The 15,052-nt window shown below is 73.2% G+C and carries 15 protein-coding genes; 4 read left to right on the top strand and 11 right to left on the bottom strand.

Going from position 1 to position 15,052, the window contains the following annotated elements; translation table 11 throughout:
• Window positions 1–31 precede the first annotated feature (31 nt).
• From SACE_RS34550 to SACE_RS34565, 4 genes are all read right to left on the bottom strand, one after another.
• Window positions 32–613, bottom strand: a complete 582-nt coding sequence (locus SACE_RS34550; RefSeq protein WP_011875268.1) for a TetR/AcrR family transcriptional regulator — start codon at window positions 611–613, stop codon at window positions 32–34.
• 42 nt (window positions 614–655) lie between these two features.
• A complete protein-coding gene (locus tag SACE_RS34555; RefSeq protein ID WP_009948778.1) occupies window positions 656–979 on the bottom strand; it encodes a DMT family transporter in 324 nt (107 codons plus the stop codon).
• 425 nt (window positions 980–1,404) lie between these two features.
• A complete protein-coding gene (locus SACE_RS34560) occupies window positions 1,405–2,076 on the bottom strand; it encodes a hypothetical protein (RefSeq protein ID WP_009948777.1) in 672 nt (223 codons plus the stop codon).
• A gap of 14 nt (window positions 2,077–2,090) precedes the next feature.
• Window positions 2,091–2,609, bottom strand: a complete 519-nt coding sequence (locus tag SACE_RS34565; protein WP_009948776.1) for a SigE family RNA polymerase sigma factor — start codon at window positions 2,607–2,609, stop codon at window positions 2,091–2,093.
• A gap of 174 nt (window positions 2,610–2,783) precedes the next feature.
• On the opposite strand from SACE_RS34565, the gene SACE_RS34570 reads away from it, so the two are divergent.
• Both SACE_RS34570 and SACE_RS34575 read left to right on the top strand, forming a co-directional pair.
• Window positions 2,784–3,806, top strand: a complete 1,023-nt coding sequence (locus SACE_RS34570; protein ID WP_029621887.1) for a threonine aldolase family protein — start codon at window positions 2,784–2,786, stop codon at window positions 3,804–3,806.
• A gap of 41 nt (window positions 3,807–3,847) precedes the next feature.
• Window positions 3,848–4,447, top strand: a complete 600-nt coding sequence (locus SACE_RS34575) for an HAD family hydrolase (protein ID WP_009948774.1) — start codon at window positions 3,848–3,850, stop codon at window positions 4,445–4,447.
• 10 nt (window positions 4,448–4,457) lie between these two features.
• Here the strand turns inward: SACE_RS34575 and SACE_RS38530 are convergent, their stop codons facing one another.
• The 5 genes from SACE_RS38530 to purD all read right to left on the bottom strand — a co-directional run bounded on the left by SACE_RS38530 (window position 4,458) and on the right by purD (window position 9,250).
• Window positions 4,458–4,619: a hypothetical protein gene (locus SACE_RS38530; protein ID WP_009948773.1), complete on the bottom strand. Its 162-nt coding sequence runs from the start codon at window positions 4,617–4,619 to the stop codon at window positions 4,458–4,460.
• A 173-nt stretch (window positions 4,620–4,792) separates the two neighbouring features.
• Window positions 4,793–5,959 carry a pyridoxal phosphate-dependent aminotransferase gene (locus SACE_RS34585; protein ID WP_009948771.1) on the bottom strand — a complete coding sequence of 389 codons (1,167 nt, stop codon included), beginning with the start codon at window positions 5,957–5,959 and terminating at the stop codon, window positions 4,793–4,795.
• Between the two features lie 279 nt (window positions 5,960–6,238).
• The gene (locus tag SACE_RS34590) at window positions 6,239–7,456 is read right to left on the bottom strand and encodes a transglycosylase SLT domain-containing protein (protein WP_009948769.1); all 1,218 of its coding nucleotides are present in this window, start codon (window positions 7,454–7,456) and stop codon (window positions 6,239–6,241) included.
• A gap of 9 nt (window positions 7,457–7,465) precedes the next feature.
• A complete protein-coding gene (locus tag SACE_RS34595; protein ID WP_011875270.1) occupies window positions 7,466–7,768 on the bottom strand; it encodes a hypothetical protein in 303 nt (100 codons plus the stop codon).
• A gap of 219 nt (window positions 7,769–7,987) precedes the next feature.
• The gene (gene purD, locus SACE_RS34600) at window positions 7,988–9,250 is read right to left on the bottom strand and encodes a phosphoribosylamine--glycine ligase (protein WP_009948766.1); all 1,263 of its coding nucleotides are present in this window, start codon (window positions 9,248–9,250) and stop codon (window positions 7,988–7,990) included.
• Between the two features lie 271 nt (window positions 9,251–9,521).
• On the opposite strand from purD, the gene SACE_RS34605 reads away from it, so the two are divergent.
• Together SACE_RS34605 and SACE_RS34610 are read left to right on the top strand one after the other, a co-directional pair.
• On the top strand, window positions 9,522–10,625 hold the full coding sequence (locus tag SACE_RS34605; RefSeq protein ID WP_009948765.1) for a glycerophosphodiester phosphodiesterase: 1,104 nt from the start codon (window positions 9,522–9,524) through the stop codon (window positions 10,623–10,625).
• Window positions 10,626–10,755: 130 nt separating this feature from the next.
• Complete coding sequence (locus SACE_RS34610; RefSeq protein ID WP_009948764.1) at window positions 10,756–12,366, top strand: Na+/H+ antiporter; 1,611 nt, start codon at window positions 10,756–10,758, stop codon at window positions 12,364–12,366.
• A gap of 89 nt (window positions 12,367–12,455) precedes the next feature.
• Here the strand turns inward: SACE_RS34610 and SACE_RS34615 are convergent, their stop codons facing one another.
• Complete coding sequence (locus SACE_RS34615; RefSeq protein WP_009948763.1) at window positions 12,456–13,925, bottom strand: DUF2637 domain-containing protein; 1,470 nt, start codon at window positions 13,923–13,925, stop codon at window positions 12,456–12,458.
• A 152-nt stretch (window positions 13,926–14,077) separates the two neighbouring features.
• A complete protein-coding gene (locus SACE_RS34620) occupies window positions 14,078–14,977 on the bottom strand; it encodes a zinc-binding dehydrogenase (protein WP_029621881.1) in 900 nt (299 codons plus the stop codon).
• Between the last annotated feature and the right edge of the window lie 75 nt (window positions 14,978–15,052).

Genomic DNA, 15,052 nt, shown 5'->3' on the forward strand with positions numbered 1-15,052 from the left:
CGAGCGGCCTCCGCCGCTTGTGGAACGGAACCTAGAACTGCTTGCTCAGCATGCGGCGGGCGGCTCCGCGCGGGTCCGGGTCGCTCTCGATCAGGGCGTTGACCACCGCGCCGTCCACGAGCGCGAAGTGGTGGCGCACCTGCTCCGGGCCACCGGCGGCGCCGCCGCGTTCCAGGATCTCGCGCACGAGCTCCTGCAACTCCGCGTTGAGCTCCCTGATCAGCGGAGCCAGGTAGGGCCGCCGCGGCGTGCCGACCAGGCGCTCGTAGCGCAGCAGCACCGGCTCGACACCCCCGTCCCTGGACCGGGAACCCAGCAGCAGGTCGAGGATCAGGTCGATCACGGTCTCGGCGGGCAGCCGTTCGTCGCCCAGCCCGGCGAGGCACTCCCGCGCCGCGGCGAGCTCCTGCCTGCCCTCGAACTCGACCGCCGCGCTGACCAGGTCGTCGAGGCTGGAGAAGTAGTAGGTGGTGGACGCCAGCGGCAACCCCGCCCGGTCGGCGACCGCGCGATGCCGGATCGCGTCGAAGCCGCCCTCGGCCAGGAGCTGCGCGGCGGCCACCACCAGCGCCTGCCGTCGTCGCTCACCCTTGGGAGTGCTGGCCGTCGTCATGGTCGCCGATCCTATTGCGTTGCGCCGCGGCCGCCGCACGCGTCAGTGCGCGGCACCGCTGAGGTTCAGTCCGATGACGCCGGCCGCGATGAGCACGATCGAGACGACCTTCAGCACCGACACGGGGTCGCCGAGCCACACCATGCCGATCACGGCGGTCAGCGCGGCACCGATGCCGACCCAGACGGCGTAGGCCGGGCCGACCGGCAGGGTCCGCATCGCCCACGCCAGGCCCGCGAAGCTGCCGGTGGCCAGCACGGCGAACCAGACCGTCGGCCACAGCCGGCTGAAGCCGTCGGACATCTTCAGCGCGATGGCCCAACCCGCTTCCAGCATCCCGGAAAGCATCAGCACGACCCAGGCCATGAGTTCCTCTCACTTCCACTCGCTCGGCGACCGGTGCAGCCCCGGCCACCTCGGACTGGTACTACCGTACAAAAATTTGGTACGCATGTACCGTTCCGGTGAGGGAAGACACCGACCGGCATCGCGGTAGATCGCTCTGGCCTGGGCCTTCAGGGCGCGAGAACGGATGGCCGCCACCGTCGCGGCGGCTCAGCGGGCCACCGGGCCAACGCCACGCACACCGCAGGTCAGGCCGGACCGCCGGACCAACGCCTACCGCAGTCGCCTCACATCGCGGCTGCCGTGACCACCGATCCCGTCACCGGCGCCGCCGGTCCCGACCCGAGCGCCGCAGGCAGGCACGCGTCCGCCGCGCGGTTGCGAACAGCCGTCAGCTCCAGGCCGTTCTCACGGTCGGCAGCGCGACCGGGCGGCCTCCGGACCGTTCAGAGACGGCCGGCGAGGCCGTCGGCGATGGCGACGAGCCGCTCCGCGAACGGCGCCTCCGTCGCGCCGTCCGGGTCGCTGCGCACCACGAGCACCTGGCCGCTGACGGCCTTGCGGACGACCTGCTCGGTGCCGTCCGGTCGCCGGACCTCGGTCGGCTCGGCCTGCTCCGCCCCGACCGACGACGCGGGGCTGACGATCACGCTCACGTTGCCCGTCGACGCGCCCTCGGCCAGCTCGAACGCCGCCGACCGCGAGCCGGACGGGCAGGGGCCGGACGCGGACACGGCGGCCCGTCCGGCCGCCTCCGGCAGCGCGCCCACCAGGGCGTCGGCCAGCCAGGCGTCGGGGGCGCCGCACGCGGACCGCGTGCCGGGGTCGCTCATGACGATCGGGCCGTTGGTCGGCGGCGCGGGCTGCGCGGGCGGTTTCGGGTCGGACTCGCGCAGCGAGGCGACGGTGTTCTGCTCACCGGGCGTGAACAGGCCGGTGCCGAAACCGACCCCGGCGAACAGCACCGCGGCAGCGGCGACACCACCGCCGGCGGCCGCCATCCGGCGCCGCGCGGTGATCCGGCGGGAGCCCCGCACCACGTCGCCCTCGTCGAAGGACGCCGGTGGCGCCGAGGGCACCGCCTCGCGGAACAGCTCCTCGAGCTTGCGTTCGTCCACCTGACCGCACCTCCTCACAACGCCGACCGGAGATCGCCGAGCTCGTCACCGAGGGCCTCGCGCAGCGCGGTGAGACCGCGCGCGCACTGGCTCTTGACCGTGCCCTCGCTGCACTTCATGACCTCGGCCACTCCCGCGACGTCGAGTCCCTCCAGGAATCGCAGCACCAGCACCGCCCGCTGCTTCGGCGGGACCTTGCGCAGCCCGGCCAGCAGCGTCTGCCGGGTGGCCACCGCGTTGGCCACCTCTCCCGAGACCTCTGGTGCGTCCGGCAGGACCTCGGTGGAACGCTCCCGGCGCCACGGCCGCCGGGACTCGTCGATCACCGCCCGGGTCAGCGTGCGGCGCACGTAGGCGTCCAGCGCGCCCTTGTCCCGGACCTTGCGCCAATGGCGGTGCAGCGCGATGAACGCGGTCTGGGCGAGATCGTCCGCGCGGTGCCAGTCACCGCACATCATGTACGCCATCCGACGCACCGCCTCCCGCCGAGCCGCGAAGTACTCCGCGAACTCCTGCTCCTCGCGCTGGTCCACGCGGAACTCTCCGCTCGTCAGTACTGCCACCTGTTGGACGGAACGCCCGGCCCCAACCGTTGCACGGCGGACCGCGGCGATCCAGCTCACACCGGACCTTCATACCGAAGCCCGGGCCCGTGCCACACACCGGGCCGATTCCCTGAACGGGTGTTCGTGTGGTGTGATCGGTTCGTGACCAAAGCGGCGCCAATCGATCTCCGTTCCGACACGGTCACGCGTCCCGACGGGCAGATGTCAGCGGCGATGGCCGCGGCCGAGGTCGGCGACGACGTGCTGGACCACGACCCGACGATGCGCGCGCTGGAGGAGAAGGCCGCCGGCCTCCTCGGCACCGCGGCCGCCCTGTGGGTGCCCAGCGGCACCATGGGCAACCTGATCGCGCTCTCCCTGCACCTCCAGCGCGGCGACCGGTTCCTCGCCCCGCGCGGCGCGCACGTGCTCGACTTCGAGCTCGGCACCGCGGCCTGGCTGGCGGGCGGCATGCCGCAACCGCTGGAGTGGAACGCGGGACCGGGGCGCCCCACGGCGGACCTAATCCGGACCTACACCGTTCAGAGCGCGCGCTACGACGCACTGCACACGACGCTGCTGTGCCTGGAGAACACCCACAACGGCGCGGGCGGGGCGGTCATCCCGCCGCACGAGCACGCGCTGCTCGCCGCCGCGGCCCGCGACGGCGGCCTGCGCGTCCACCTCGACGGGGCGCGGCTGTGGAACGCGGCGGTTTCCCTGGAGTTGCCGCCCGCCGCCCTCACCGTCGGCGTCGACACCGTGCAGGCGTGCCTGAGCAAGGGGCTCGGCGCGCCGGTCGGCTCGGTGGTGGCCGGGTCGACGGAGTTCGTCACCGAGGCGCGGCGGATGCGCAAGATGCTCGGCGGCGGCGTCCGCCAGGGCGGGGTGCTCGCGGCCGCGGGCCTGGTGGCGCTGGAGCGCATCGACTCGCTGGCCGAGGACCACGGCAACGCGCGGCTGCTGGCCGAAGGGCTCGCCGAACGCGGCTGGGACGTGTCGACCCCGCAGACCAACATCGTGCTCGCGGGGGTCCCCGACGTCGGCCGCACCCTGGAGCGGCTGCGCAAGGCCGGCGTGCTGGCCGTGCCGATGAACGGCCAGGTCCGGTTCGTCACCCACCGCGACGTCGGCAAGGCGACGATCGAGGAGGCGCTGCGCCGGATCGGCCGGTCGGACCGATGAGCCGGGCCGGATCGCGAGCGTCGGCCGACGGGGAGGTCGGAGTGCTGCGCTGGGTGGTCTTCGACTACGGCGAGGTGATCAGCGTGCGGACGCGGGCGCTGCCGGAGCTGGCCGCGATGCTGGGCACCGACCCGGAGTCGTTCGAGACGGCCTACTTCGCCGAACGGGTCGCCTACGACCGGGGCGGCACGGACACCGACTACTGGCGCGCGGTGGGCGCGCACTTCGACGTCGAGGTCGACGACACCCGCGTCGAGGCCCTGACCGGCACCGACACCGAGGGCTGGCTGGACACCGACACCGAGACGCTGCGCCTCATCGACGAGCTCGTGGACGCCGGGGTGACCCTGGCGCTGCTGTCCAACGCGCCATCGACCTTCGCCCGCGTGGCCGAGCAGCAGCCGTGGGCGCGCAACTTCGAGCACCTGGTGTTCTCCGGCGACCTGCGGCTGGGCAAGCCGGACGCGGCGATCTACCTGCACCTGCTGGACACCATCGCGGCCCGGCCGAAGGACTGCCTGTTCTTCGACGACCGGCGGGAGAACATCGACGCGGCGCGTGAGGCGGGCCTGCACGCCGAGACCTGGACCGGCGCGGAGGCGGCCCGCCGGAAGCTGCGGGAGCTGGGCGTTCTGGGCTAGCGGCGCCTGGTCACTTGATCTGCTTGCGGTCGCGCGCCCAGCCCAGCGCCGCCGTGGCGACGAACAGCACGCCGCCGATGACGGCGAGCCAGAACAGGCCCTTGACGACCACGCCGGCCACCGAGATCACGAGCCACAGCAACAGCAGCCCGCCGATCACCTTCCACAACATCCGAAGCCACCTCAACTCGGCCGACAGCGGCCCCGAGCGGACCGTACGTCCAGCCTGCCAGAGGAACCGGCTCGCGCGACCGCCCCGAACCGACATTCCGGGAAAACTCAGGGTTCTCGGGGTCGCCCCGGCCAGCCCCCTCTGACCAGCGGTGTTCCGGCCGCCGGGCCGCGTCAGCGGCGGAGCCAGGTCGCCAGCCGGGCCAGGGCCTCGGAGATGTCGGCCGTGCTGCCCGCGAAGGACATCCGGACGAAGCGGTGGCCGTCGACCGGGTCGAAGTCGATGCCGGGGACCACCGCGACGCCGGTGTCCTCGAGCAGCCTGCGGCAGAACGCCATCGAGTCCTCGGCGAGGTGGCCGATGTCGGCGTAGACGTAGAAGGCGCCGTCGGCGGGGGCGACCCGGGTGATGCCGAGCTCGGCGAGCCCGGCCAGCAGCAGCTCACGGTTGGTCCGGTAGACCTGCACGTGGGCGCTGACCTCCTCGTAGGCGTCGGAGGTGAACGCGCCCAGCGCGCCGTACTGCGACAGCGCGGGCGGGCACAGCGTGAAGTTGCCGGTCAGCGAGTCGACCGCGCGCAGCAGCCCGGGCGGCACCAGCATCCAGCCCAGCCGCCAGCCCGTCATGCACCACAGCTTCGAGAAGCTGTTGACCACGATCGCCTCGCGGGAGAACTCCCACGCGGTGTGCAGCGGCTCCTCGTAGCTGATGCCGTGGTACAGCTCGTCGCTGATCAGCCGCACGTCGTTGCGCTCGCACCAGGCGGCCAGCTCGGCCAGCTCGCGCTTCGCCAGCACCGTGCCGGTCGGGTTGGCGGGGCTGGCCACGACGAGTCCGCGCACCGGCTCGTCCAGCGCCTCGAGCATCTCCACCGTGGGCTGGAACCGGGTCGACTCGTCGCACGGCAGCTCGACGACCTCGCAGCCGAGGGCGGCGAGGATGTTGCGGTAGGCGGGGTAGCCGGGCCTGGCCAGCGCGACCCGGTCACCGGCGTCGAAGGCGGCCAGGAACGCCAGCAGGAAGGCGCCCGAGGCACCGGTGGTGACCACGACGTCGCCCGCCTCGGCGGACACGTCGTAGGTGCGGTTGTAGTGCCCGGCGATGGCCTCGCGCAGCTCGGCGAGGCCGAGCTGCTCGGTGTAGCCGAGCGGGTGGCGGTGCAGCGCGTCGGCAGCGGCGTCCCGCACCGCCCGCGGGGCCGGCGAGGACGGCTGACCCGCGGCCAGCGACACGACGTCGCCGCGGGTGCGCTGCCGGGCCGCCGCGGCGGACACGACCTCCATCACGTGGAACGGCGGGACGTCGGCCCTGGTGGCGGCGGCGAGCAACGAGTCTGGCATGGCCCCAGCGTGCCAGGCTCCGCACGGCACTCCAACGCCCAGTCCCGCACCGCGGCCTCCGAGCGGAGCAACGCTCCGACGGAGCGGACGTAGTCCCAGGGCGTCGAGCGGCCGGACCGGCGAGCACGGGCAGCGGCCGACTCGAACGGCGGGTAGAGAGACCGGACGGCTCACGAACCGGGTGGGCCGGACCGCCGGCTCGGCACCGGCACGCCGGGGAACGCCGTCCCAGGCAGGGCGAGCGGGTGCGGCCGCGGTGTGCCCGCGGCCGGCGTCCGGTCAGTAGCCCCGGTAGCCGCCGCCCTGCGACATCGACTTCAGCCCCGGGTGGCCTTCGAAGCCGCCGTAGCGGGAGAAGGTGTAGCGGACACCGGCGATGATGTTGTCCACCGGGTTGTAGATGTCGTCGTGGCCGGGCAGCTTGTACGACTGGAAGGTCGGGTCGATGCACTGCATCAGGCCCTTGGACGGCGTGCCCTTGGCGGCGTTGGAATCCCAGTTGTTGATGGCGTGCGGGTTTCCGCCGGACTCCTTCTCGATGATCGTCCAGATCTCGTCGATGTTCTCCTCGGTCACCGGGATGCCGTTGGCCTGCAGGATCTTGATCGCCTCGCGGATCCATTCCTCCACGTTGCCCGGGGGCGGTCCGCCGCTCGGCGGCCCACCGCTCGGGCCGAGGCCACCGGCTCCGCCACCACCACCGCCGGAGCCGGAGTCCGATCCGCCGCCTCCGCCGGATCCGCCCGAGCCACCGGAACCGCCTGAACCGGAGCCGCCGGAGCCGGAACCCGACTCACCCGAAGGACCCGTGCTCTGCGGGTTGGACGTCGCGGGCGGTGGAGGCGGGATCATGTCCCAGTCGACCTTGCGGCCCGGCGCCGGGGTGAAGCTCTCGTCACCTGTCTTCGGCAGCTTCGAGAAGACGTCGGCCATCCCGGCCGCGGCACCGCTCAGCTCACCCTGCACCGCACCCAGCCCCTGGTTGGCCTCGGCGATCTTGGTGCGTGCCTCGCCCGCATGCTGCCGCATGGCCCGCCTGATGGTGTCGTCGCGCTCCTGCGCCGCCCGCTTCTCGGCTTCCTCATCGTCGCCCGCGGCCCGGACCGCCTTCTGGTAGTCCTGCTCGGCGCGCCTGGCATCGGCCAGCGCGCGCTCGCCGATCGCGTTCACCGCCTCCCTGGCTGTCTCCACGACCTGCGCCGCGCGGTCCAGCGCCGCCGCCGAGCTCTCCACCGACTGCCGCGCGGTGTCGAATGCGCCGGTCAGCTTGCCCATGTAGGCGACGAAGGCGTCGGCGGAGGCGCCGCCCCACGCCCCGTCCAGCCCGGTGACCGCGAGCGAGAGGTCCTGTCCGCTCTCGCCCGTCTTGCCCGCCGACTCGCGCCACCTGGTGCCGATCTGGCGGATCTCGCCCGGCCGGCTGTTCTCGATCCTGCGCACCTGCTCCGCGAGCTCGCCGCCGCCCGGCAGGCCCGCGATCTCCCCGGATATCCCCATCGGCCCGCCTCAGGCCCGCATCGACTCGGCGTTGGCCGCGTCGACGTCGTCGACGTCGGTGCGGACCGCGTCCAGCGCGGAGCCGGCGCTGCGCAGCAGTTGCTCAGCCGCGTCGAACTGCTGCTTGGCCGTGATGTCGAAGTTCCTGATCGCCGAGGCGATCGCGCCCGCCGCATCCAGCTCGCCGAAGATCGCCGCGTCCACGTGCTGGTGCTCGAAACCGTCGCCGATCGCGCCGACCGGCCCCGCTTTGGAGTCCAGCGCCGCACGGCAGTCGTCCAGCGCCTCCATGTTGTAACCAGCTCTGGTCACAATCGCTCTCCTGGATTTTTCCGCCGATGACGCGAAACGATCCGCGGCGGAGATCGGATCCCCAGCTCATGCATACCAAAACGAACCGCCCGGCGACCGGGATTTCCCGGAATCGCCGAGCGGTTCACTCGTTTCGCGGCGCCGTTTCCGCCGCGCCGTCGCGGCTTTCTCGCCGGTTATGCGATTTTCGCGCTGTTCTCCCGTTTTCGGCGGGTGCGCTCAGGCTGTGGGCACGGCGACTTCGCCGCGCGCGGCGCGCAGCGCGATGTCGGTGCGGTGGTGCGATCCGGGCAGGTGCACGCCGGCGACGCGCCGGTACGCCTCCTCGCGGGCGGACTCCAGGTCGTCGCCGGTCGCCACGACCGAGAGCACCCGGCCACCGGCCGAGAGCACCGCACCGTCCTCGCGCCTGCGGGTGCCGGAGTGCAGCACGCCCCGGCCGTCGCCGCCGTTGATCACGTCGTCCACCCGCGGGCGGCCGGGGTAGCCCTCGGCGGCGATGACGACGGTCACCGCGCAACCCGGCTCCCACTCCAGCGGCGGCAGGCCTGCCAGCTCGCCGCGGGCGACCGCGTCGAACACCGACGCCAGCGGCGTGCGCAGCAGCGAGAGCACCGCCTGGGTCTCGGGGTCGCCGAACCGGCAGTTGAACTCGATCACCTGCGGTCCGGTGGAGGTCAGCGCCAGACCCGCGTAGAGCAGCCCGGAGAAGGGGGTGCCGCGCTCGGCCAGCTCGTCGACCGTCGGCTGCACGACGGTGCGCACGACGGTCTCGACCAGGTCGTCGGGGGCCCACGGCAGCGGGGCGTAGGCACCCATGCCGCCGGTGTTGGGGCCGTGGTCGCCGTCGCCGACCCGCTTGAAGTCCTGCGCGGGCAGCAGCGGCACCACGGTCGTGCCGTCGACGAAGCAGAACAGCGACGCCTCCGGACCGTCCAGGAACGACTCCAGCAGCACCGGGTGCCCGTCGTCGAGCAGCGTCAGCGCGTGCGCGCGGGCCGCGTCGAAGTCGGAGGAGACCAGCACGCCCTTGCCCCCGGCCAGTCCGTCGTCCTTGACGACCCAGGTCGGCCCGAAGCGGTGCAGGGCGGCGTCGAGCTTGGCGGGGTTGTCCACGATCTCGCTGTGCGCGGTGGGCACCCCGGCGGCGAGCATCACGTCCTTGGCGAAGGCCTTGGAGCCCTCGATCCGCGCGGCCGCCTTCGACGGCCCGAAGCAGGCGATGCCCGCGGCGCGCACCGCGTCGGCCGCCCCGGCGACCAGCGGCGTCTCCGGGCCGAACACGACCAGGTCGGCGGCCCACTTCCTGGCCAGCTCCGCGACCTCGGCGGGCTTGGCGACGTCCACACCATAGGATTCCGCCAGCGCGGCGGTCCCGGCGTTGCCCGGAGCGCAGGCCAGCGCGGTCACCGACGGGTCGCGGGACAACGCCAGCACGATCGCGTGCTCCCGGCCGCCGGCACCAATCACGAGGATTCGCACGGGCGCAGCGTAGAACTTCCGGTGCCGCGGGCGAGCCCTGCCCCCGTTCAGGTGTGTCGGATCGGACATCCGGCGCAAGCCGGGCGCCGCCGGAGTGGCCGGTGTCACCTGTTCAGCTCCCCGTCCCCGCCCCGGCCGGCACTGTTCACCCACCGGTCGGCGCCGGTCCCACTCCCGGTGGGCGAATGGTCGCTTGCACCGGTTCGGGTTGGGCGCGAGCCTTGATCGTCGACCGGCGCGAGGCCGCCGGAGCACACACGGAGGTCCAAACATGATCCGGGCACGTCTGACGGCGCTGGCCGTCGCGGGAGCCGCGGTGCTGGGCACGGTGGTCCAGCTTCCCGCGAGCGCGGCCCCCTCCCAGCCGGGCGACCGCATCGAGGTCTTCGGGCACCGCGGCGCCTCCGGGTACCGCCCCGAGCACACCCTCGCCTCCTACGAGCTGGCGGCCCGGATGGGCGCCGACTACATCGAGCCCGACCTGGTGCCCACCAAGGACGGCGTGCTGGTGTCCCGGCACGAGAACGAGATCAGCGGCACCACCGACGTCGCCCGGCGCCCGGAGTTCGCCGACCGCCGGACCACCAAGGTCATCGACGGCCAGGAGCTGACCGGCTGGTTCACCGAGGACTTCACGCTGGCGGAGCTCAAGACGCTGCGCGCCGTCGAGCGCATCCCCGACATCCGCCCCAACAACACCGTCTACGACGGCCGCTGGCAGGTGCCCACGTTCCAGGAGGTGCTGGACCTGCGGGCCCGGCTGTCCAAGGAGCTGGGCCGCGAGATCGGCGTCGCGCCCGAGACCAAGCACCCCAGCTACTTCGCCCGAATCGGCCTGCCGCTGGAGCCGGGCGTGGTGCAGACCCTCGACCGCAACGGGCTGAACAAGCGGCAGGCGAAGGTCGTGGTGCAGTCCTTCGAGGTGGGCAACCTCAAGCGGCTCGACGAGTCGCTGGAGGTGGGGCTGGTCCAGCTCATCAGCAACAGCGGCGCGCCGCAGGACTTCGTCGAGGCCGGGGACCCGCGCACCTACGCCGACCTGGTCAAGCCCGAGGGGCTGCGGGAGATCGCGGGCTACGCCGACGTCATCGGCCCGGACACCAAGGTGGTCCTGCCGGTCGACGACCAGGGCCGGCTCACCGAGCCGACCACCGTCGTCGCCGACGCCCACGCGGCGGGCCTGCAGGTCGTGCCGTACACGGTGCGCGCCGAGAACCACTTCCTGCCCGCGGACTTCCGCTCCTCGGACGTGCCGTCGGCCTACGGCGACGTGTTCGGCTTCTACGCCGCGCTGTTCGCCCAGGACATCGACGGCATCTTCGCCGACCACCCGGACACCGCCGTCATCGCGCGCGACGAGCACGCCGGGCGCTGAGGCCGTCCTCGGCGCGGCGCCCCGGTGCCGCGCCGAGGGCCCCGTCCGCATCGCGGACCTCCGGCCGCGGCAAGAGCCACCGGGCGCCTCCCGTGCGTAGCCTGTCCACCGTGGACGGAGGTGGTGCGCGGTGGCCCAACTGCTGCTGGTCCTGATCGGGGCGTTGCTGGTCACCGCCCTCGCGCGCAGCCGGGAGATCGCCGCACCGCTGCTGCTGGTGCTCACCGGGCTCGTGGTGTCGCTGATCCCGGGGACCGAGGACTTCCGCATCGACCCGGAGCTGCTGCTGACCGCGGTCCTGCCGCCGCTGCTCTACGCCGCCGCGCTGGGCAGCTCCTACACCAACTTCCGCTCGCGCATCCGGCCGATCGCCTACCACGGCGTGATCCAGGTCGTGGTGACCGCGTTGCTCGTCGGCTGGCTCGCCTTCGTCCTCATCCCCGACCTGCCGCTGGCCCCGGCGCTGGTGCTCGGAGCGGTGATCGCGCCACCGGACGCGGTGACGGCCTCTGCGATCGGCAGGCAGCTCCACCTGCCCCGGGCACTGATGACGATCCTCGGCGGCGAAAGCCTGATCAACGACGCCGCCGCCCTCACGCTGTACCGGATGGCGATGGTCGCGGTCGTCAGCACCGCGCCGACGCTCGCCGAGGACCTGCGGGTCTTCGGCCAGGCCGTGGTCGTCGGCGTCGCGGTCGGGCTGCTGTTCGGCGTGCTCGCGCACGCCGCGCGCACCCGGGTGCCCGACGTCCAGGTCGCCACGCTGCTGGGCGTGCTCGTGCCGTTCTCGGCGTATCTGCTCGCCGAGCAGTTCGGGGGTTCCGGGGTGCTGGCCGTGGTCGCCGCGGGCCTCTACGTCGGGCACGACCAGCCGCGCGCCCGCGCGGCCGGGCGCCTCCAGGAGCACACGGTCTGGGAGTCGATCAACCTGCTGCTGGAGAGCCTGGTCTTCGCCTACATCGGCCTGCAGCTCAGCGACGTCATCGCCCAGGTCGTGTCGACCGGGCGCGACATCCGGTGGGTGGTGCTTGCGGCCCTGCTGATCCTGTTCGCGACGATCGCCTTCCGCGTCGTCTGGATGTACACGTCGAACTACCTGCCCGGCCTGTCGCACCTGCTGCGCTCGGGCGAGCCCCGCGGCACGTGGCGGCGCAGCGCGGTGCTGGCGTGGACGGGCATGCGCGGCGTGGTCACCCTGGCCGCGGCGGGCGCCATCCCGGAGACGACGGCCAGCGGGGCGCCGTTCCCGGCGCGGGAGACGGTCCAGTTCATCGCCTTCGTCGTCACGGTCGGGACGATCCTCATCCAGGGCACGACGCTGCCGTGGCTGATCCGCAGGCTCGGCGTCGCCGACCCGCGCGAGGCCGAGGACGACGACCGGTCGGAGGCGGAGGCGAGGCGGATCGCCACCGGTGCCGCGCTGGCCCACCTCGGCCGGCTCGGCCCCCGCGACCTGCGCTGCGACCAGGAGCGCTTCGACCGGGTGCTGCCGCGCATCCGGAAGATGCTGGAGCACCAGGGCATGCTCGCCGCCGACCAGGTCGGCCAGACCCCAGACGAGCGGGAGGACACCACCCGGCAGGTGTTCACCGACCTTCGCCGGGAGCTGCTGGAAGTCCAGCGGGCCGCCATGGCCGACGAACGCGACGCGGGTCGCCTCGACGACGAGGTCCTGCGCCGCGTCCTGCGCGAGCTGGACCTGCAGGAGGCCGCGCTGGAGAACTCCTGGCGCAACCGCTGAGGGCAGTGGGCCTGCCCTTTGGTCTTTTGACGCGGTGCAGCCGCTCGGCCCACCTCCGCAACCGGCAAGGTGAGTCGGCGGACAGGCGCTCAGGCGTGGTCGGCGCCGACCAGCCCGTGCTCCTGCTCCTCCGCCTGCTCCTGGCTGCGGCGCTCGTCGCGCACCGCGGCGATCTGCGTGCGGCCCCAGCGCTCGGAGAAGCCGTAGCGGCGTCCCAGCGCCACCCCGCTCAGCGGCTGGCCGTCCTCCAGGGAACGGCGGTAGTCGCGGCGGGCGGCCTCGCGCTTGTCCTGGTCGGTCATCTGCTCCGGCTTCACGACGGGCAGGACCTCCGTCTTCTCGCCCGGGTCCTCGTCCTTCCGGGCGGTGTCCTTCTGCGCGGTGTCCGTCTGCACGGTCGCCGACTCGCCGGCCTCGCTGCTGGACGTGTCGTCGGCGTCGCTCTTCGACGGGCCTTCGGCCTTGTCCTCGGCGGCGGCTGCCTTCTCGGCGTCGCCTTCGGCGGCCTCCACGGTGGCGGTGTCACTCGCCTTCGCGGGAGCCGGCTCGGCGGCCTCCACGGCCTTGTCCGCCGCGGTCTCCGGCAGCGGCTCGGGAGCCTCGGCGGGCGCCGGTGCCGGCTCAGCCGCGGCCTTCCCCGCGGACCTGTCGTAGCGCTGCGCCGGGGCGTGGACATCCACGGCGGTCTTCGCGGGCTCGCGGTCGGCGGAGGGCACATCGGCCTTCGCGGCGGGCTCCTCGGGCGCGCCGGTCGCCCTGGCAGCGCTGTGCGGGACCGCCTGCGGCTCGCCCGCGCTCGGCGCGGAGGGCACCGCGCGCTCCCGCTCCTCGGCCGCGACCACGGGCCGCGCGGCAGGCGCAGCCGGTGCGACCGCGACCGTCGGAGCCTCCGCCGGTTCCGCCGCGGCCACCGCCTGCTGCCGCACCGGTTGGCCCTGCGGCGCGACCGCCGGTGCGACGTCGCGCGACGGCTCGACGAAAGCCGGCGACTCGGTCGAGACCGTGGTCGACGTGCCGAGCCCGGCGATCTCGGAGACCGGGATGTCGGTGACCTGCCTGCGGAACGCCACCGACGTGCCGCCGCGGTCGACCAGCCACCGCAGCAGCAGGAGCCCGGGCCGCAGCCGCAGCCGGCGCTTGCCGTGCCGCTCCTCGTAGTCGGCGCGCAGCTCGGCGAGCACGACGTCGAACACCGCCACCGCGGCGACCGGGAGCCCGGCGGCGACGATGCGCGCCTCCGGCGTCATCTGGTGGATCCAGTTGATCCACGAGCTGATCGCGGTGAAGATCCACATCAGCAGCCGGCCGCGGAAGGCGCTGCGGCCGTGGATGGAGGCCCGGTAGGTGATCAGCGTGGCGCCGAAGGCGGCGCCGTCGAAGGTCGCCGGGATCAGCCAGGCCGACCAGTAGCTGAAGCCGACCATCTGGTCCTGGCCGTAGGCGTGCAGGCCGACGAAGCTGGCGCCCCATCCCATCACCGCGGCCATCGCCACGAAGCCCAGCGCCGCGCGGGAGAGCCAAAGGCCCTTGCTCTTGCTCGTGTTCTGCTGGTCGCTCAAGGTTCATCCTCAGACAGCCGGTCCATGAGCAGTGCCGCGCGGTGGTGCGTGATCGTCGCGGGGCACCGGTGAATCCTAGAGACAGCCGAACACGAACGAGTGACACCCCATCGGTCGGTCGGGGCGATGAAGGTCACGGCCGCCGCGGCATCTCACTCGACGTCGAGCACGGCCTTGCCAGTGACTTCCCGTCCGAGCAGTGCCTCGGCCGCCTCGTCGTAGCGCAACCACGAACCGCGCCAGCCGATGTCCACGGTGAGCGCTCCCGCGGCGATCAGGCTGGTCAGATATTCGAGATCCGCACTCAGATCGCTACCCATCTGGAACGCCGTGAGCGACTTGGCGGGGCCTACCGTCGAGTAGGGCTGGAAGACCGCGGGCTCGCCGGAGGTCCAGCCGATGCTCTGCACCACACCGCCCGGCTCCAACAACTCCCACGCCCGCACGAGCTGCGGCCCGCCCACGTTGTCGATCACCACGTCGAGCGGCCCCACGTCGTCGAGGCTGCTCACCACCTCGTGCGCGCCCAGCTCGGCAAGGCCCGCCCCGCGGCCGGAGACCGCGACCACGTGCGCGCCACCCCGCGCCGCCAGCTGCACCGCGAACCGTCCGACACCGCCCGACGCGCCCGTCACCAGCACGCGACGCCCCAGCAACGGGCCAGAGCGCCGCAGGGCGCGCAGCGCCGTCACGCCCGCGACCGGGACGGCGGAGGCCACCGCGAGCGACACGTCGTCGGGCACCACGGCCAGCTCGCCGACCGGGACCGCGCGCAGCTGCGCCCACGCCCCGCCGCCGCCGAAGGTCACCACCCGGGAACCGACGGCCGGGCCGGAGCCGTCGGCGGCCGCCCGCGCGACGACACCCGCGGCGTCCCAGCCGTGCACCGCGCCGCGCTCGGCCTCCGGCGCCCGCGCGAAACCGATCTCGCCGTAGTTCAGCGACACGTGCTCGACGTCGACCAGCACCTCGTTCGCGGCGGGCACCGGATCCAGGGTGTCGCCGAGGGACAGGCCGGACGCGGTGCCCGGCGTGATCAGGAGTGCGCGCATGACGACCTCTCTCGCGGTGATCGGACGGTGCACCACAACCGCGCTCCGGATGACGCTATTCCGGCGAACGGGTGT

The sequence above is a fragment of the Saccharopolyspora erythraea NRRL 2338 genome (assembly GCF_000062885.1).
GTDB classification, from domain to species: Bacteria; Actinomycetota; Actinomycetes; order Mycobacteriales; family Pseudonocardiaceae; genus Saccharopolyspora_D; species Saccharopolyspora_D erythraea.

Bases quoted from the DNA above. Each gene is read 5' to 3' on its own strand.
- SACE_RS34550 (WP_011875268.1), bottom strand. From the start codon at position 613: ATGACGACGGCCAGCACTCCCAAGGGTGAGCGACGACGGCAGGCGCTG.
- SACE_RS34555 (WP_009948778.1), bottom strand. From the start codon at position 979: ATGGCCTGGGTCGTGCTGATGCTTTCCGGGATGCTGGAAGCGGGTTGG.
- SACE_RS38530 (WP_009948773.1), bottom strand. From the start codon at position 4,619: ATGTTGTGGAAGGTGATCGGCGGGCTGCTGTTGCTGTGGCTCGTGATC.
- SACE_RS34585 (WP_009948771.1), bottom strand. From the start codon at position 5,959: ATGCCAGACTCGTTGCTCGCCGCCGCCACCAGGGCCGACGTCCCGCCG.
- SACE_RS34590 (WP_009948769.1), bottom strand. From the start codon at position 7,456: ATGGGGATATCCGGGGAGATCGCGGGCCTGCCGGGCGGCGGCGAGCTC.
- SACE_RS34605 (WP_009948765.1), top strand. From the start codon at position 9,522: ATGATCCGGGCACGTCTGACGGCGCTGGCCGTCGCGGGAGCCGCGGTG.
- SACE_RS34620 (WP_029621881.1), bottom strand. From the start codon at position 14,977: ATGCGCGCACTCCTGATCACGCCGGGCACCGCGTCCGGCCTGTCCCTC.